Source organism: Microbacterium ginsengiterrae, from assembly GCF_014205075.1.
In the GTDB taxonomy this organism is placed as follows: Bacteria; Actinomycetota; Actinomycetes; order Actinomycetales; family Microbacteriaceae; genus Microbacterium; species Microbacterium ginsengiterrae.
This window is the reverse complement of the sequence record NZ_JACHMU010000001.1, coordinates 1,594,175-1,611,614: the sequence shown is the minus strand read 5'-3', so window position 1 is coordinate 1,611,614 and position 17,440 is coordinate 1,594,175. Positions and strand designations below refer to the sequence as shown.

General features: G+C 69.8%; 11 protein-coding genes. 1 reads left to right on the top strand and 10 read right to left on the bottom strand.

Annotated features, from left to right (window positions below):
- Window positions 1-7 precede the first annotated feature (7 nt).
- From HD600_RS07945 to HD600_RS07935, 3 genes are all read right to left on the bottom strand, one after another.
- On the bottom strand, window positions 8-328 hold the full coding sequence (locus HD600_RS07945; protein WP_144794578.1) for a hypothetical protein: 321 nt from the start codon (window positions 326-328) through the stop codon (window positions 8-10).
- A gap of 116 nt (window positions 329-444) precedes the next feature.
- Window positions 445-5,127, bottom strand: a complete 4,683-nt coding sequence (locus HD600_RS07940; protein ID WP_184282812.1) for a type VII secretion EssC family protein — start codon at window positions 5,125-5,127, stop codon at window positions 445-447.
- 33 nt (window positions 5,128-5,160) lie between these two features.
- Window positions 5,161-6,606, bottom strand: coding sequence for an RDD family protein (locus HD600_RS07935; RefSeq protein ID WP_184282810.1), 1,446 nt, complete (start codon window positions 6,604-6,606; stop codon window positions 5,161-5,163).
- Window positions 6,607-6,742: 136 nt separating this feature from the next.
- On the opposite strand from HD600_RS07935, the gene HD600_RS07930 reads away from it, so the two are divergent.
- Complete coding sequence (locus HD600_RS07930; RefSeq protein ID WP_184282808.1) at window positions 6,743-7,654, top strand: spermidine synthase; 912 nt, start codon at window positions 6,743-6,745, stop codon at window positions 7,652-7,654.
- Here HD600_RS07930 and HD600_RS07925 read toward each other — a convergent pair.
- Genes HD600_RS07925 through HD600_RS07895 form a run of 7 tightly spaced genes read right to left on the bottom strand, consistent with a single transcriptional unit; the run spans window position 7,584 to window position 17,405 of the window.
- Entirely contained in the window at window positions 7,584-9,236 is a 1,653-nt protein-coding gene (locus HD600_RS07925) for a protein kinase domain-containing protein (protein ID WP_184282806.1), read from the bottom strand. The genes HD600_RS07930 and HD600_RS07925 overlap by 71 nt on opposite strands.
- Window positions 9,233-10,663 (bottom strand): FHA domain-containing protein, encoded by a 1,431-nt coding sequence (locus HD600_RS07920; protein WP_184282804.1) that lies wholly within the window; start codon window positions 10,661-10,663, stop codon window positions 9,233-9,235. Before HD600_RS07920 ends, HD600_RS07925 begins: the two co-directional genes overlap by 4 nt.
- The gene (locus HD600_RS07915; RefSeq protein WP_144794566.1) at window positions 10,663-11,478 is read right to left on the bottom strand and encodes a PP2C family protein-serine/threonine phosphatase; all 816 of its coding nucleotides are present in this window, start codon (window positions 11,476-11,478) and stop codon (window positions 10,663-10,665) included. The genes HD600_RS07920 and HD600_RS07915 overlap by 1 nt, the downstream gene beginning before the upstream one ends.
- Entirely contained in the window at window positions 11,475-12,776 is a 1,302-nt protein-coding gene (locus HD600_RS07910; RefSeq protein ID WP_184282801.1) for an RDD family protein, read from the bottom strand. Before HD600_RS07910 ends, HD600_RS07915 begins: the two co-directional genes overlap by 4 nt.
- A complete protein-coding gene (locus tag HD600_RS07905; RefSeq protein WP_241731648.1) occupies window positions 12,773-15,178 on the bottom strand; it encodes a transglutaminase TgpA family protein in 2,406 nt (801 codons plus the stop codon). The genes HD600_RS07910 and HD600_RS07905 overlap by 4 nt, the downstream gene beginning before the upstream one ends.
- Entirely contained in the window at window positions 15,175-16,434 is a 1,260-nt protein-coding gene (locus HD600_RS07900) for a DUF58 domain-containing protein (protein WP_144794562.1), read from the bottom strand. Before HD600_RS07900 ends, HD600_RS07905 begins: the two co-directional genes overlap by 4 nt.
- Entirely contained in the window at window positions 16,434-17,405 is a 972-nt protein-coding gene (locus tag HD600_RS07895) for an AAA family ATPase (RefSeq protein WP_184282799.1), read from the bottom strand. Before HD600_RS07895 ends, HD600_RS07900 begins: the two co-directional genes overlap by 1 nt.
- Window positions 17,406-17,440 lie beyond the last annotated feature (35 nt).

The following is a 17,440-nucleotide window of genomic DNA, read 5'->3' as shown; positions in this document are numbered from 1 at the left end:
CGGTCGATCAGCGCGTCGAGCCGCTCGGCACGTCCGCGCCTCGCTCGAACTGTGCCGCGGCGTCGTCTTCGAACTTCTGGTAGTCGTCGTAGATGCTCTGAGCGAGGTCATGGATCGACGTGAGGTCCTCCACGAGGCTCTCCCTCTTGTCGTCCCACCGATCCTCTGAGTCCTCCGCGGCGTCGGTGAGCTCGCTGCGACCGAACGGCTCTCCGATCGCTGCGCGCAACTGCGCGCCCTTGCTGCCGGAACTGAGCTCTTCGATCATGTTGCCGAGCTTGGCGATGAGGTGGTCGAGCTCGGTGTACTTGATGACGACATCGGCCATTCGTCGACTCCTCGTTCTGTCTCGGCGCGGACTCCCCGCGGAAGTCCTCCCCACACTAACCAGCAGCCCCCGATCCCACGATGGGGAGCATTCCCCATCCTCGGATCACGTCGCCGTCAGTGGGACTCGCCCACCGACGCGTCTCCTCGCGCCTCGAGCCGAGCCCGCCGGCGCGCCCTCCGGGCAGCGCGCTCGTCGGCATCCGACAGCCCTCCCCCCGCCGGTGCGGCAGGTTCACTCACTGACGCGACCTGGTCGACCGAAGGTCTTCCCGGCATCCGGAATGATGCGTGCTCGACACCGGGCTGGTCGTCGTGCGCCACCGCCATCTGGATGAGCGAGGCGCGACCGGCCTGGACGAACATGCCCCGCCCCTCGGGGAAGTCGGTGCGCTTGACCCGGCCGAAGGGGACCTTGAACAGGCTGTCGCCGTCGTACGCATCCGGCTTGAGCGCGATGCCCTGCCGGGCGGCCTTCCACTCGCCCATGACGCCCGAACCGCCACCGGCTCGCGACACGTCGGCATCGCCGATGAGCATGTGGTCACTGTCGTTGATCGCCTTGAGGAGGGCTCGCATCGGACGGTCGGCGGGGCCGTCGACCAGATGCGGCATGTCCTCGCAGACGACCATGATCCGGAAGGGGATCGACTCGTCGGCGACGATATCGGCCAGTTCGGTCGCGAGCTCCTTCTCGTCCTCGCCCCTGATCGCACTGCGCACCCACGGCCGGAAATCCACGAGTTCGGATCGCCGTGTGCCGAAGTGGAACAGCTTCACCTGCGGATCGAACCGCTCCATGGCGATGATGAGCGACTTCATCGCATTGGTCTTGCCAGAAGACGGCGGTCCCGTGATGATGAACGACCCGGCCGGGTCGAAGCCCCGCGCCTCCAACGTGTCGTCGGCGATGCCGACCACCGGCTCGCCACCGACGCGGCTAGGAAGCTCGCGGATGTCGGCATGAAGGGGCAGAGAACCGATACGCGGAGCCTGGGCGACCCCCTGCGCGCGCAGCTCGGCAGCGAGCCTGTCGAGCTGCTTGGCCTGATCGGACGTGTTCGAGGTACCGCCGGGCACAGCGAGCTGCACCTCGCTCTTGTCCACGATCGCCCGACCGGGCGGGGACTGATCGCTCAGCACGTCCTTGGGTGCGCCGACGAGGGTGTACTGGTTCACGTCCGACAGGCGCAGCACGATGCGACGCGAGATGTTCGATGCGACTCCCGTGGGTACGGCACCGCCACGATCGGCGGTGATCACCGCGTGGACGCCGAGCGGACGGCCCTCACCGAGGATCCGCATGAACTCGCGATAGAACGGGGCCCTGTTCGACGTGATCTCCCACTCCTTCTTGAATTCGGGGAAGTTGTCGACCAGGAGGATGATGCGCGGCAAGGATGCGTCGGCGAGGTCGCGGTACTCGGTGAGGTTCGAGGCATGCGCCGCAGCGAACTTCTCACCGCGCCTGTCGAGCTCGGCGCCGAGCATGCGCAGCAGGCGCTGGACCCGCTCGACGTCCTCGCCGTCGATGATGGACCCCACATGCGGCAGCTTCTCGAGCACGCCGAGCGCACCGGATGCGAAGTCGAGCCCGTAGACGTGGACCGAGCCGAGGTCGGGACGCATCCCTGCTGCTGTCGCGATCGACTTCAGGACGGTCGACTTGCCCGCACCCGACGTGCCGAGGGCGAGGAGCGAGCCGTCGCGGTCCGGGATGAAGTGGATGGGAACCTGCTGCTGCCGCTCCGGCATGTCGGCGACCCCGAGCGCGATGCGCCCGTCGCCTTCGAGTGGCATGTCGGAGAGGTCGATCAGCTCGGCCAGGTCATCCAGCCACGGCCGGCGCGGCGCGATGAGACCCGCGCGCCGGTGCGCCGCGATGATCGACCTCACGATGCGCTTCTGGTCGTTGGGCCCGAGGTCCTCGTCGTGCGAGTCGCTCTCGGCGGGGCGGTCGGGCTCCCACTCGTGCACGCTTCCGAACCGCAGCTCTGCGACCTTCACCTCGGCCGCGGCCACCTCTTCCGTGGCCGTCCAGCCGCCCGCGTACGCCGACTGGAACGGTGTGAGCGGACCGGGCCCCGTCTTCGCGATCGCTCGACCGGGCAGGGAGGGCGGGAACGACGCGGCGACGACATCGTCGACGACGTCGCGCGAGTCGGACTCGTCCGCCATGCGCAGCGCGACCCGGAGGTTGGTGTTGGCACGGAGGTTGTCCTTGATGACGCCGGCGGGTCGCTGCGTCGCCATGATCAGGTGGATGCCGAGCGAGCGACCGCGCTGGGCGATGTCCACGACGCCGTCGACGAACTCCGGCACCTCTCCGGCGAGCGCCGCGAACTCGTCGATCACGAGCACGAGCGCCGGAGGGGTCTCCGGGTCCTGCCTCTTCTCGAGTTCGAGAAGATCCTTGACCTTCTTCCTGTTGAACAGGTGCTCGCGATAGTGCAGCTCGGCTCGCAGACTCGTCAGCGCCCGTCGCACGAGGTGCGGGCTGAGGTCGGTGACGAGGCCGACGCAGTGCGGCAGCTCCACGCAGTCCGCGAAAGCGGACCCGCCCTTGTAGTCGACGAAGAGGAAGGTGACACGATCGGGGCTGTGTGCGCTGGCGATCCCGAGGACCCATGCCTGCAGGAATTCCGATTTACCTGCACCGGTCGTTCCGCCCACCAACGCGTGCGGCCCTTGGGCGCGCAGGTCCAGCGTCATCGCGTCGCTGACGCCCTGACCGACGATCGCGCGGAGGTTCCCCGCTCTGCGCAGTCGGGGGCGCTCTGCCGCGGAGCGGTCGATGATCGAGTTGTTCTGGCGCCAGCGGTCGATGACGGCCTGCGGGTCGCTGGCGACCTCCTCGCCGACGAGAGACAGGAACGCCACCGAACTCGGGATGTCGGACTCGTCATGGATCACCGTCGACACGTCGGTGACCGACGCGAGCCGCTTGGCCATCATGTCCATGTAGGCGTTCGAGACGCCCTCGACCCGCGTCTGCGTGTACAGCTCGCCGGAGCGGACGAGCCCGACGGTCACATCGTCCAGGCCGCCCGTGACGTCCATGTAGCTCCGGCACGCGGCCGGCAGCGACTCCACGGTCGGCGCGACGAAGATCGCGTGCACGCCCACCTGCGCGCCGAGTTCGAGTACCTGCGTGAGCCGGGCACGATCGACGGGAGCGTCATCGGTGACCATGACGATCACCGAGATCCGCGTCTTCACCTCATGCTCCTGCGCGGCGCGGTGCACGTCGGTGCCGTACGTCATCGGGTTCCAGGTCTCCTTGAAGGGCCCCCGACGGTCGGGCCCCTTCACCTGACGCATGACGTAGTCCTCGAGCTGGTTCAGCAGCGCGTTCGCCGTCGGTGCACTGTCGGCGAGCGGAAGATCCTTGAAGGGACTCGTCTCGCTGGAGGTGTGCGGCAGCCACTTGAGCCACTCGAGCTCCTGGACCCATTCCGAGTCGGCGAACGACACGGCGACGACCTCGTTCGGAGCGTGCAGACCGAACACCTGGACGGCCAGTCCCCGGACGACATCCGCCGCGACGTCCTTCGGGCCGGCGACACCGATGGAACCGCTCGCCGGCAGCGTCTCCAGGACCGGCACGTCGTGCACGTACCTGTAGCGCTCCTTGAGACGCTCGACGCGCTCGATGTACTCCGGCAGACCGTCCTGCGTCTCGGTGTCGCCGATCGCATTGCGGGACAGTGCTGTCGAGATCCCCAGACGCAGGGCGAGGAAGTTCCAGTGCTCTGGCCGTCGCGTCCACAACAGGGGCCCGAGGCGCATCGCGTGGTCGAACACCTCGACGACCGGGGGGACCTCCTTGTTCCTGGCGCTCTCCTCGCGAGGCTTCTCGTGGAAGAAGACCTCCTCCAGGTGCTCGAACTGCCGCTCGAACAACTGCAGCTCATGATTGGTCTTGTTCTTCATCTGCCGACGCTGGTTGATGAAGTTCCCGAGCGCCATGAGCGGCGTCATGATGATCAGCAGCAGCGCGCGCGGGCGTTCGGTGATCAGGTAGATGGACAACGCCATGATGATCGGCGCGACGAGGATCGTCCAGGGGAAGATCCTCATGAGCGTCTCGGTCGGCATCCTCGGCGGCGTGTGCTGCACGCCGGGGTAGCGGTCCTCCACACGCGGACTGCGGTTGAACCGCAGGCTGCCGCCGCGCTCGAGGACGGCGTGATCCGCGAACGGGTCGTAGTCGTCGGCGAGCGCGATGACGAGGGTCGACGCGCCGATCACGAACGGCTGACCGGGCTCGAGACGGACGCGCTGGACCTGCTCACCGTCGACGTGGATGCCGTTCGTGGAGTTGAGGTCGACCAGCTCCAAGGAGGTCGACACCTCCAGGCGGGCGTGCTTCTTCGACACCATGCCGTCCGCCAGCACGACGTCGTTGGGGGCGGTGCGTCCGATGAAGGAGTATCCCGGTCCGACGGGGAACGACTGCCCCTTCAGCGGCCCGGCGATCGCGCGCACGATCGCGACGACCTTGCCGTCGGCCGCGGGGCGCTGCAGCGCACCGTCCACCGGCCGCACGGCGGCGGCGAAGCCCGATCCGATCGGGGCCTCGCTGATCGGGATGTCAGGCAGCAGCGGCTCGAGACGCTCACCGGTCGGCGGGGCGACGGCAAGGGTGAGAGGTCCTGAGGGATCGACGAGGATCGACCTGCTGGGATCGGCGGCCGCGATGTGGCGGGCGACATCCGCGGTCGTCGCCGTCGAATCGGCGACGACCGCGATGTCGACGGTGTCGCCGCCCGCGCGATGGAGAGTGAGCTTAACCTTCATTCCACTGTTCCCTCTGTCCACCGATCATGAACGTCATGACGCGTCGATCCTCATCGTGCGGTCGCCGAATCGCACCACGTCGCCGGGCGCGGCCATGAGGGACGCCCCCGACGCCACCTGCGTCTCGACGCCTCCGCGCAGGATGAACGTGCCGTTGGTGGATCCCAGATCTCGAACCTCGACGCCTCCAGGCAGCGGCCGGAGCGCGAAGTGCGTCTTCGACACCGAGCGGGTGTCGTCCGCGACAGGCACACGTACGGCCGCTGCGGAGGAGGCATCGCTCTCGGGGTTGCGCCCGAAGACCGTCAGCGCGTCGAGCACGTGTTCACTGCCCGAGTCGAGGATGAGCCGCACCGCGATCCGCGTGTGCCGTTCGACGGCCTCGACGGGGCGCTCCACGACCTCCACCTGGCGCTCCATCACCTCAACGGGGCGTTCCACGACCTCCTGCGGCACCCTCACTGCAGCGGGCCCTGCGCCCCCGGCGGGCGCCGGGGCGGCCGGGCCCGCGGGGGGTGGAGCGGTGTTCGCGGCGATGCCGGCGGGGATGCCGAGCACGACCCGATGGTCCGCTCCCGGAGTCGCCGGCGCAGGGCGCTGCTCGGCGATGCGGCGATCGCCGCGGTAGCCCCCGACGACGGCGGCGCCATCCCTCTCGCCCGCCGGCGGCGGGGTCATCGGCGTCGACTGACTGGTGACACCGACCGCATCCTGTCGGCCACGGCCCCTCGACTTCGCCACCCCGAGGACACCGGCGCTGACGGTATGCGCCGGCCGGTACTCGGGGAGTGCTCCACCGTTCGCGGAGGTCGCGAGCGAGGGCAGCGCGCTGGCCTGAGGCACGACCTCGACCTTGACGACCTTCCGCGCGATGCGCATCCGCTTCGCGTCGTAGGGATCGAGGCCCTTCTTGATGTCGACGAGCCAGACATGCGTCGCGTGGTCGTGCCACGCGCGCCCCCGCTGCTCCGGATCCCGGAGGGCGGAGGAGAACAGCACGGCAGGGCCGACCACGGGGATGATGTTCGAGAGGGCCACGATCAGGGTCCGCAGGACGATGCGCCAGAAGCCCGGCTTCGCCAGTCGCTCCACGTTGACGCTGCGGATGCCGACGATGCCCTTCCCGATGGTGACTCCCGCGCGCCCCTGGAACGCGCCCTGGATGATCAGCAGCGCAGCGGTGAGCAGCGCGCTGATGCCCGCCATGAGCGCGGCGAGGAAGAAGTTCGGGTGGTTGACGAGCCCGTACAGGGAGATGTCCGACCGGGCGAACATGAGCAGGAGCGGGACCGAGAAGGCCCAGTACGGGATCTGGACGAGCAGGTAGACGAGCACGTCGATGGTGACCGCGACGGAGCGCCGTCCGAAGGGGGCGGGGATCAGCCCGAGCGCGGCTGCATACGCGGGGTCGGCGCGACCGGCGGCATCCAACCCCTCGATCTCTTCGTCGGCGTCATCCACTTCCCAGATCGTCGACACGCGCCACCTCCCCTCGGTGAGGCAGAGTCCGTCTGCCCGCACCCTGCAACGTTACCCATACCGGCCCGATGTCTGAACCGGACGCATGGGTAGTCCTCCCCACAGTGCCGGATCCGGAACGTGACAGGATCGGGGGATGCCGAAGGATGAACCGCACGCCGTCGTTCTCTCGGACGGACGCACGGCCCACGTGGTGCCCCACGCGGACGGATGGATGCTGGAGGTCGGCGGCGTACGGCAGTCTCACATCGCCGCGCCAGGGCAGCCGCTCGCACTCGCGTACGCCCGCTGGATGATGGCCGCCCTCGGTCGTCGAGAGCGCTCTCGTGTCGCACAGCTCGGCGGCGGGCTGCTGATGCTCGCCCGCGAGATCGCATGGCGATGGCCGGGCGCCGAACAGGTCGTCGTCGAGTCCGAGCCGGCGCTGGTCGCGCTCGTGCGCACCCGTTTCCCTGCGCCGGACGGCGTCCGTCTGCTCGAGGGGGATGCGCGCGCCTGGCTCGCACGCGCCGGACCCCGCTCTCACGAGGCGATCCTCGTCGACGTGTTCCACGACGGACGGATCCCACCGGCGTTCTCCTCGATCGAGTTCGCCTCCGACGCGCGCCGTGTGCTCACGGATGACGGAGTGCTCGTCGTCAATTCGGTCGCCGGCCCGGAGCTGACGTTCACCCGCCGGCAGCTCGCCGGTCTGCGGAGCGTCTTCCCGCACGTGGCGATGATCGTGCAGGGCTCGGCGCTCGGCGGCCTTCGCTTCGGGAACGCCTGCCTCATCGCGAGCGGTACGGAGATCGAGGCCGACGCGACCCGGGAACAGCTGCGAGGCGACGCGTCCAAGGGCGCGCTGGTGACCGATCTCGACGCGCTCATCGGCGACGCATCGCCGATCCACGAGGCAGACGGCGTCTGGTCGCCCGAGCCGGATCTGCCGGATGTGACGTCCTCGATCGCGATGATCGAGGACATGCGCCGCACCCTCACCGACCTTCTTCCGCGACGCACCCCCGCGTCGGGGCAGAGGCCCGGCCGTCGTCACGACGAAGGATGACGTCGATGCACAGCTGACCGGACGCCGCGCCCTCCACGGTCACGGTCGTCTGCTCGGTCGTCTCCGTCGCACCGTCTCCGGCGAGGTCGACGGTGTTCCACAGGAAGAGGTCGCCGTCCTCCGGCGAGGGGTTCACCCAGCGGAAGGACACGGAGTCCCCTGTGCGCTCGCCCTCGAGGTCCTGCACGGACGGCACGGCGTCCGAGACGGGATCCTTCGGGACCACGGTGTCCTGAGTGGCCACCGGGTCCGGTTCCTCCTGGCCCTGCAGGAGGTTCACACCCACGATCGTGCCGCCGACGAGGACGGCGGCCACCGCGGCCACCGCGACCCAGAGGCCGGCTTTGGACGTGCGGCGGGGAGCGGCGACGTCCGTCGTCGGCGCCGATAACTCGGGGGCTACGTGCGCGTTCGGGATCTCGGGCGAGAGCGTTCGGGGTCCGCGCGCGATGGTGCGGTCGTCATCGACGGGCGCCGGTGCGGAGGTGCCGGCCGCCGCCGGGCGGATGACGGTGTCCGCGGACGCTGCGATGCCGCCGTTCGATGCGGGCGTCTCGAACCGCGGGACCGGCTGCGGTGTCGGCGCTGGTCGCTGACCGCCGATCGGCCTGGTCGTCGCGGATGGGCGGGTGCTCCCGGCGTCCGGCTCGATGTTGACGATGTCCCGCACGCGGGTGAGACCGTCGTCCTCCTCCTCGAGGTCCTCGGGAAGGGGGTGGTCGTCGACGATGTCGATGGGCGTGACCGAGTGGGAGAGTTCGATCTGCACCTTCTGCAGAGCCCGCGCGAACGCGACCGCGCTCGGGTAGCGGGCCTCAGGGCTCTTGGCCATGGCGCGCTCGAGGACCTGCTGCAGGCTCAACGGGGAATCGCCCCTGGAGAGCGCAGGCAGCGGTGCCCTCTCGATGCGCTCGATGAGATCGGCGCTCGTGTTCCGCTCCCCGGGACGCTCGAAGGGCGAGCGTCCGGCGAGGAGCGTGTAGACGGTCGCTCCGAGAGCGAAGACATCCGACCGCGCTCCGCTCACCGGCGGATCGGCGAAGAACTCCGGCGGCGACCACGGGATCGACATGCCCGTGGCCTCCGAGACGGCGCCGGTCGTGGAGGCGATGCCGAAGTCGGTGAGCGCGGGGCGGTTGTACTCGGTGACGAGGATGTTGGCCGGCTTGATGTCGCGGTGGAGGACACCCGCGCGGTGCGCCGTCTCGACGGCGCCGGCCACCTGGATGCCGACGCGCAGGGCCTCGGCGACCGACAGCGGCTCCTTGCGGGCCCTGGTCTGCAGGTTCGGACGAGGGCAGTTCTCCATCACGATGTACGGACGGCCGTCGCCGGCGACGCCCGACTGGTAGATCGTGACGATCGCCGGATGCGTGGACAGCATGGCCATGACGTTCGCCTCGTCGGCGAACTCCTTCGCGGCACCGTCGGAGATCCGATCCGCGAGGAGCACTTTCACCGCTACACGGCGTTTGGGCATCTGCTGCTCATAGAGGAAGACGTCCGCGAACCCACCGGTGCCGAGCACCTGCAGATAAGTGAAGCCCGGAAGCTCGGGCGGCCGGGAGGGGGGTCTGCTCACGGCAGGTCCTCGAACACGACGGTGACGCCGTCGCCGAGGTCGACGACGTCACCGGAGAGGACGAGCGTCGGCTCCCCGGGGTGCAGTCGCAGCGGATCCGCGCCAGGACGCAGCAGCGTCGAGCCGTTCGTCGTGTGCAGGTCGACGACCACGACGGTGTCGCCCTCCGGACGGATCTCGAGGTGACTGCGCGAGATGTCCTGCTGCGGACTCTCGACCGCGATCAGGTGCGGAAGGTCCGCTCCGCTCGCGCGCGTGGACCGGGGGCGGCGACCGATGATGACGGTCCGATCGAGGGTGACCACCTGTCCGGTCGACACACGCACGCGTCCGGCAGACCCTCCCACGACGGGCAGCACCGCGGTCGGCGCGTCCGGCGCGGCCGTCGGGACGTTCTGACGAAGAGCGCGCGCCTCGGCGAGTGAGATCGTCGCGCCGTCGTGATCGCCGTCCACTGTCAAAGGCGGCGCCGGTGGCGCGGGCGGTGCGGGCGGAGGGGCGGCGGGGCCTGGAGCGACGATCGTCGCGCCGAAGAGCTGGTCGAACTCGTCCGAGTCGGAGGCGTAGGTGACGTCCGAGGGCACGAGGGTCGCACCGTCGACGACATCGTCATCGGTGGAGGCCACCTCAGGGATCCGCTCCGTCTCGATGTCCGAGGACGTCGACTCCTCCGCAGACGGCTCCGACTGCGGCGGCTCGTCAGTGACCGTCTCACCGTCGTCGGCGATTTCTGCGACAAGCTCATCCGCCACCGATTCCTCCTCGGAGGGCTGCACCTCTGGCTCGCGCTGCTGCTCGGCGACGGGCTCGGGCGCCTGCTGTTCGGCCTCCGCATCGGCATCGAGTGCTGCGGGGAGTCCGGGTTCGCCCGACGGCACCCGCAGTGCGGCGAGGGTCTGAGCGACGCTGGCGTCCGCGTTCCTCTCCTCGGATCCGGAGTCGGCAGCGTGCGCATCAGGGACCGCGTCCGCGACCGGGACGATGTCCGCCGGTTCGATGTCGGCGGTGACGGTGGCCGCCCGGACGATGCCACCACTGATCGGGAGGTCCCCTTCGTCCGCTGAGGCGCCGGTCGAGATCGCGATACGGCTCGCGTCGGCGACGAAGCGCTCGCTCCATGTCGTCACGTTGGCGCCGGTGAAGCTCTCATGCCCGTCGGGGCCCGTGACCTCGACGATCGCCTCACCCCGGACGGCGACACGAGCATCGGGCCCCTCCATCACGACGGCCGCGAACGGCAGCATGGCGGCGAAAGAGCCGGATGCCTGCTCCGTGAGCGCGTCGATGACGGCGGCGAGTTCACCGGCGGAGCGCTCGCGCTCCCACAGCCGGGTGACGAGTTCCGTCGGCGCGTCGGGTGACAGCGCGATCAGAGCGCCGGGTGCCACGAGTACGTACCACTGGCCTGATCGGTAGGTCGTCTGCATCAGCCCATCCCTCCTGCCACGGCCTCGCGGGGCCGAGTGTCTTCGTCGATGTCGTCGTCCGCGCGCATGCGCACGCCGGGCCGGGAGGCGACCGAGACGGCGTCCACCACCACGACGGTGATGTTGTCCCTGCCGCCGGCGTGCACGGCCTCGCCGACCAGCGCGGCCGCCGCCGTTTGCGGATCGGGCTCTGAGGCGAGGATCGCGCTGATCTGCGCGTCCGGCACCTCCGAGGACAGACCGTCCGAGCAGATGAGCATACGATCGCCCAGTTCTGCCGGGAACATCCAGAAGTCCGCGTCCCCCGTGCTTCCGGCGCCGATCGCCCTGGTGATGATGTTGCGCCGGTGATCCGTGGCCGCCTGGGCGGCGTCGAGCTCGCCGGATTCGATGAGCTCCTGCACGACGGAATGGTCGACCGTGATCTGCTCCAGCTCTCCCCCGGCGAGACGGTAGGTGCGCGAGTCGCCGATGTTGAACGCGAGCCAGTAGCCCATCCCGTCGACGTCGGCGAGGACGACGCCGCTGAGAGTGGTTCCCGCGCGCCCGGAGGCGTTCACCGAGAGCGCTTCGACAGCCGTCCTCGACCGCCCGAGGGCATCGAGCACATCCTCGAGCTCCAGGCTCTGGCGGCCGATGTACGGCGCGAACTCGGCGACGACGGCGGCGCTGGCGCGTTCGCCCGCCTCATGACCGCCCATGCCGTCCGCCACCACGAAGATCGGTGTGCTGGCCAACAGCGCATCCTCGTTCAGCGCACGGCGGAGACCCGCGTGGGTGGACGACCCCGCCGACACGATGAGAGGTGCGTTCACGCGTAGCCCCCGATGGTCACGATGCGGTCGCCGATCTCGATGGCGTCTCCGAGGCGGATGCGGACCTGCTCGCCCGGCGGGCAGGTGATGCGATGTCCGTCGCGCACGATGATCGTCCCGTTCGTGGAGTGGCGGTCGATGATCCAGCCTCCCGACGGCTCAGCGGCGGCCTCGAAGTGCGTCTTCGACAGGGACAACGTCTCGTCGCGCACCGGGACGACCGTCGCGCCGTCCTCCGGGGCAGGATTGCGGCCGAAGAGCGTGCGGCGGGAGACCGTCACGCGCGTGCCGTCATCCCACGTGAACACGAGGCGGTGCCCCGGGATGCTGATGCGGGTGTCCTCGATGTCGCCGAGGTCGGCCGCCGGCTCATCGGCGGGAGCCGGCGCGACCGCCGGCGGTTCGCTCGCGGCCGCGCCGGGCGCAGGGGCGACGGGCGTCGCCGGAGCCGGCGGCACGGGCGGGGCCGGAGTTCGCCGCTCTGGCGGAGTGTCCTGTGTGATGCCGGGGACGAACGCGATCAGCGCGTCCTCGTTCGCCGACGGTGCGGAGGGGTGAGACACGGGCGTCGTCTGCGGCGCGGGAGGAAGCGGTGACTCGGGGGCGGAGGGACGGACCTCGTCCATGGCGCGCACCGTCTCATCGAGGCCGGGTGGCAGCGGCGCGGACGGCTGGGCAGGCGGCGTCTGCGGCGCGGAGGAGCCTGCGAAGTCGGGCGAGCTCGGGACCGGCGCGAGTCCGGGGATGGGCGGGACGCCGGTGAGCGGGCCGGCCGATGGCGTCGACGGCGACGACGGCCGCGGTGGCACCGAGACGGCCTGGGTCGCAGGCGCGTCGGCGACGGTCCCACGCGTCCTGGCGTCGAGCATCAGGGCGCCGGCGACCTTGTCATGCCAGCCCTGGAACTTGCCCGACCCGTCGAAGAGCGGCGTGAAGTAGCCCACGATGATCGACGCGGACAGGCCGAAGATGATGTTGCGCAGCAGTGCCTTGCCGAACCCGAGCGGAGCGCCGTCGGTCTCGCGCACGAGACGCAGGCCCTGGGCCCGCATGCCGATCGACCCGTTTCCGCCCTGGAGGACCGTGTAGAACACGAACCAGCCGAGCATCACAAGCCACACCAGCGGCGCGCCGATGCCGATGACGCCGAGCAGGCTCTCCGTTCCCGCCGAGAAGGCGATGACGACCAGGAGGATCGCCAACACGATGCCGATGCCGGCGGCGATCAGGGCATCGATGAGATACGCCACGGCTCGGCGTGATGTCGGGGCGACGGCGCCGAACGACGGTTGCGTCATGATGTCTCGCTCTCGGGTGCTTCGGTCGTGCTGTTGTCGATGGTGCCAGGTTCTCGCCGAACACGCGCGGATGCGGCATCCTTCAGGTTCTGGAATCCGCTCGACATCGCTGAGCCGCCCAACACGGAACGGAGGCTCAGTCGCGCCTTCATGCGCTTCCAGAAGCCCGCCTCGCTGCCAAGGCCCACGACGATCCCGTCGACCTCGTTCCAGAACGCGTCCACATCCTCCTGGCTGGGGTCATCCGGGCCGAACACGTCGGCGTCGGCGCGGTCGGCGAGGGCGGTGACCGTCGGCACGGCGAGGGATTCGGCGACCAGCGTCGCCTCTTCGCCGCGGGTCGCTCCTGGCGTCAGCCGCGCGCCGTAGTCGATCGCACGGTCGGTGAGCTCGTCCCAGCCGCCGGCGATCCGGTCGGCGGTGCGCTCCGCCATGCGCCGCGCGCGACGGCGGGATGCCTTCCAAGCACCGATGATGATGAACGGGGAGGCGAGCAGAGCGATGATCGCCAGCGAGATGCCCCCGATGAGGAGGATCGCACCGAGAATCGCGGCGATGTTCGTCGTCTCATCCTCGGACTCGCGATCATCCGGCAAGGTCGGCGGAAGGTCGACGGGCTCCTGCGGCGGGGGCGGCGGCTGCAGCACCTGCGGCTTCGGGTCGGCGCGCGGCTTGGTGTTCTGATCGTTCGGCACCTGATCCTCGGGCGGCGTCGGATCGAACGGCACCCAGCCGAAGCCGTCGAAGGGAACCTCCACCCAGGCGTGCAGGTTCTCCCCGTTCGCGGCGAAGTCGGCGGCGCCGGCATCCTTCTCGTCCGGGTAGAAGCCCATGACCACTCGGGCCGGGATTCCCAGCTCTCCCGCGAGCAGAGCCATCGCGACGGCGTACTGCTCGTCGTCGCCGATCATCTGATCTCCACCGATGAGCGTGGAGATGCGCTCGGAGGTGTGCCCGGCGCGCGAGAGGACCTCGCCCTCCAGGCCGTGGCTGAAGAACCCGTCCTCCGACAGGAAGTCGGCGAGGGCCTGCACCTGCTCGACGGGGGTCTCCGCCTCGGAGACGATCTCGCCAGCCAGGGTGCTGAGTTCCTCCGGGACGTTCTCGTGCTTCGGGAGGCGGACCGCGCCGAACTCGGCCTCGGTGAGCTGTTCGACGGTGACCTCCGCCGGGATGACGGTGTCCACCGTGTAGCTGTCGCCCTTGCGCAGCCCAGGGGTCGCCACGGCCGTGGCCGAACCGGTGCTGTAGAAGGTGTTGCGCCGGAGCGTGTCGGCGTCGCCCTCGTCGAAACGGAACTCCGAGACCAGGCCGGCCTGCGGCACCCACACGTCGTCGTAACCGTCGATGTCGACCTGGAGCGTCACCGGCACGCCCTCGGCGTCGGGTGACATGTTGGAGCGGATCGGGGTGAAGGCGCTCGAGCTCCCGGGTCCGCCGTCGACGACGTTGATGACCTGACCGTCGAACTCGTCCATCGCCGCGAGGCGGACGCGCGCGCCCTCCGGCAGGCCGCGCACGGTGAACAGCGTGCTGTCGGACGCGTCGCGGACGTGGCCGCGGAACGACTGCAGCGCGCTCGGGTAGTCGTGCACGTTGAACGGCGGGATGATCGTGTCGCGCAGCACATGACGGACCTCCCCCGGCGCCGTCAGCGCGCTGGTGGCCACCCCCGCACCGGCTGCGACGGCGAGCACCACGGCACCGGAGACGAGGCGCCGCATCCGCATGTGGCGGGCGCGTGAGGGATCACCCTCCCCCACCGATACGGCGGCCTCCTGCGGCGCCCAGATCTGGCGAACGGCGAGCCACGCGATGCCCGCCACGGCGAACACCGCGCCCTGGATGACCGGGACGAAGGGCTCCGGCGTGCCGAAGGCGATCACGGCCGCGAGCAAGACGCCGGCGGGGAGCAGGGCCCAGGCGGGGTGCCTCAGGCGCAGGGCGAGGGATGCGGTGATCACCGCCGTCACCAGCATGAGGAGGAAGGGGACGAGGAAGTGCCCGTCGGCGCCGGAGACGGGGGCGACGGTGGTGAGGAGCTGCTTCCACGAGGTCACGACCCCGATCGCGAGCTGCTGCAGCGTCTCGACCGTCGGCACGACGCCGAGGACCGTCGTGTGCGGCAGTGCCAGGGCTCCGCCGAAGACGAAGTACACCGCGACGGTGAGGCCGGCGATGATGAGGATGCCCCACCCGCGCCATGCGGCGAGCGCGGCGACGGCGATGCCGAGCAGTGCGCCGCCGAACGCTGCCACGAGGAAGCTCCCTCCGGCGAAGCTCGGCCAGAAGCCGACGGCCGCCGCGCCGAGCAGGACGAACACGGCCGCGAGGTCGAGCAGCCAGCGCCGGACGGGCACGGCGCCGGAGACGGAGGATGCGTTCATGGTCGCGGCGCTCATGCGAGGACCCGGTGGAGTGCGGAGGGGATCTGCTGCAGGGCACCGACGCTGACGACGTCCGCCTCGCCGATGCGCCGAAGCGCCGGCACCTCGACGGTGGTGTCGCTGACGACCGCGATGACCCGCGCCCCGTACGGCAGGCGGGCGCACGCGACCCGGAGATCCTCGTTCGACACCTTCGTGCCGCAGACGAGGACGACGACACTCGCGAGCGGAAGGGTCGCGGCGATCACGCCGCTGAGGTCGGTGATGCCGCCATCGCGGGGCTTCGACGCCTCGACAGCGGCGAGGGAGTCGAGGAGCTGTTTGCCCGTGCCCGCGCGGAGCTCTTGCCCCTGCACACGGACGTCGACGCGCTGCGAGTCACGCAGTGCGCGGAGGCCGATCGAGCCGGCGACCGAGATGGCGAGTTCGAAATCCGCGTCGTTCGCGTAATCCCCGCTGGAGCGGGAGAGACCGATGACGAAGTGCGAGCGGCGGGTCTCCTCGTACTGGCGCACCATCATCACACCGGTGCGTGCGGTGGACCGCCAGTGCACGTGACGCAGGTCGTCGCCGGGCTGGTACTCGTTGAGCGCGTGGAAGGAGACGTCGTCGCGCGACAGGTCCGTCGCGGGAAGACCCTCGAGGTCGCGGAGGAAACCGAGCGACTGCCCGTCGAACAGCACCGTCTGAGGGTGCACGAAGAGGTCGACCGGATCATCGCGTCGGTGCGCGCGCTCGAACAGACCGAGCGGGTCGCCTCTGACGACGCTGACAGGGCCGACCTTGACGACGCCGCGGCGGTGGGTGGGGATCGCGAACAGTTCCTCGGCCTTCTCGCCCGGCGCGAGCCGCTGGATGCCGAATTCACCTCGGCCGCCTCCGACGGGCAGGACGACGCGGGACGGGAGGATGGCGCGGCTGCTCGGGTTGGCGAGGGTGAGGGCGCCGACGGCGCGCTCACCGACGACGACCCTCGTCCTGGCGAGGTCGAGGTCGACGTCGTACTCGGTCCGGCCGATGAGGAACAGGGCGCACAGCACGAGCGTGATGGTCACGACCGCGGCCGTGATGGTCATCTCGCGCCAGCCCAGCGCGCCGCCGATGATCCAGAACACGATCGCCAGCCCCATGAGCACCCAGGCGAGCGGCCGGATGACGGCGGCGATCTTCTGCAGACGGTCTGCGATGCGCACGCCGATGAGCACCGCGATGTCCCGCCAGCCGGCGTCTCGGGTGTCCTCAGGTGCGGCGGGCAGCGTCTGCGCGGTCATCAAGCCGCCGTTCGAGCCTGGGGCGCTGCGACGCTCGCCAGTGCGCGCGAGATCACGACGTCGGCGGTGGTACCGGCGAACTCGGCCTCTGCGTCGAGCATGAGACGGTGCTGCCAGGCCGGCGCCATGAGCGTCTTGATGTCATCGGGCAGCACGTAGTGACGACCGCGGGATGCCGCCCACACCTTGGCGAGGCGCACCATGGCAATCGCCCCGCGCACGGAGACGCCGAGACGCACGCCGGCGTCCTCGCGCGTCGCTGCAGCGAGCTCGGCGACGTAGCGCAGGACGGCGGACTCCACGTGCACCGTGGCCGCGAGGTCGGCCATGTCGGCGACGGCGCTCGTGGTGATGATGGCGGACAGGCCCGACGACGGGTTGCGGTCGGATGCACCGGCCAGGATGCTCGCGGTCGTGTCGAGATCCGGGTAGCCGATCGACGTCTTGATGAGGAATCGGTCCAGCTGCGCCTCGGGGAGCTTGTAGGTCCCCGCCTGCTCGACGGGGTTCTGCGTCGCGATGACGAGGAACGGCCGCCCTGCCTCATGGGTGACGCCGTCGACGGTGACCTTGGACTCCTCCATGACCTCGAGGAGCGCGGACTGGGTCTTGGGCGAGGCGCGGTTGATCTCATCCGCGAGCACGATCGACGCGAAGATCGGGCCCTTGTGGAACTCGAACTTGTGCGACTGCTGGTCGTAGATCGTCACACCGGTAACGTCGGAGGGGAGCAGGTCGGGCGTGAACTGGATGCGCGAGCTCGTCCCCTGCACGGTGGCGGCGAGCGCCTTCGCGAGGCTTGTCTTTCCGGTACCAGGTGCGTCCTCGAGGAGCACGTGGCCCTCGGCCAGCATGGATGCCAGCACCAGGCTGACGACCTCCTGCTTGCCCTGCACCGCCTTGTCGATGTTCTCGACGAGGCGGTGGAAGGTTCCCTGGAACCAGGTTGCCTGCTCGGGGGTCATGCTCATGTGTCTGCTCGTCTCTCGTTCGTGATGTTCTGAAG

Coding starts and splice junctions, on each gene's coding strand:
- HD600_RS07945 (WP_144794578.1), bottom strand. CDS start 328: ATGGCCGATGTCGTCATCAAGTACACCGAGCTCGACCACCTCATCGCC.
- HD600_RS07940 (WP_184282812.1), bottom strand. CDS start 5,127: ATGAAGGTTAAGCTCACTCTCCATCGCGCGGGCGGCGACACCGTCGAC.
- HD600_RS07930 (WP_184282808.1), top strand. CDS start 6,743: ATGCCGAAGGATGAACCGCACGCCGTCGTTCTCTCGGACGGACGCACG.
- HD600_RS07920 (WP_184282804.1), bottom strand. CDS start 10,663: ATGCAGACGACCTACCGATCAGGCCAGTGGTACGTACTCGTGGCACCC.
- HD600_RS07910 (WP_184282801.1), bottom strand. CDS start 12,776: ATGACGCAACCGTCGTTCGGCGCCGTCGCCCCGACATCACGCCGAGCC.
- HD600_RS07905 (WP_241731648.1), bottom strand. CDS start 15,178: ATGAGCGCCGCGACCATGAACGCATCCTCCGTCTCCGGCGCCGTGCCC.
- HD600_RS07900 (WP_144794562.1), bottom strand. CDS start 16,434: ATGACCGCGCAGACGCTGCCCGCCGCACCTGAGGACACCCGAGACGCC.
- HD600_RS07895 (WP_184282799.1), bottom strand. CDS start 17,405: ATGAGCATGACCCCCGAGCAGGCAACCTGGTTCCAGGGAACCTTCCAC.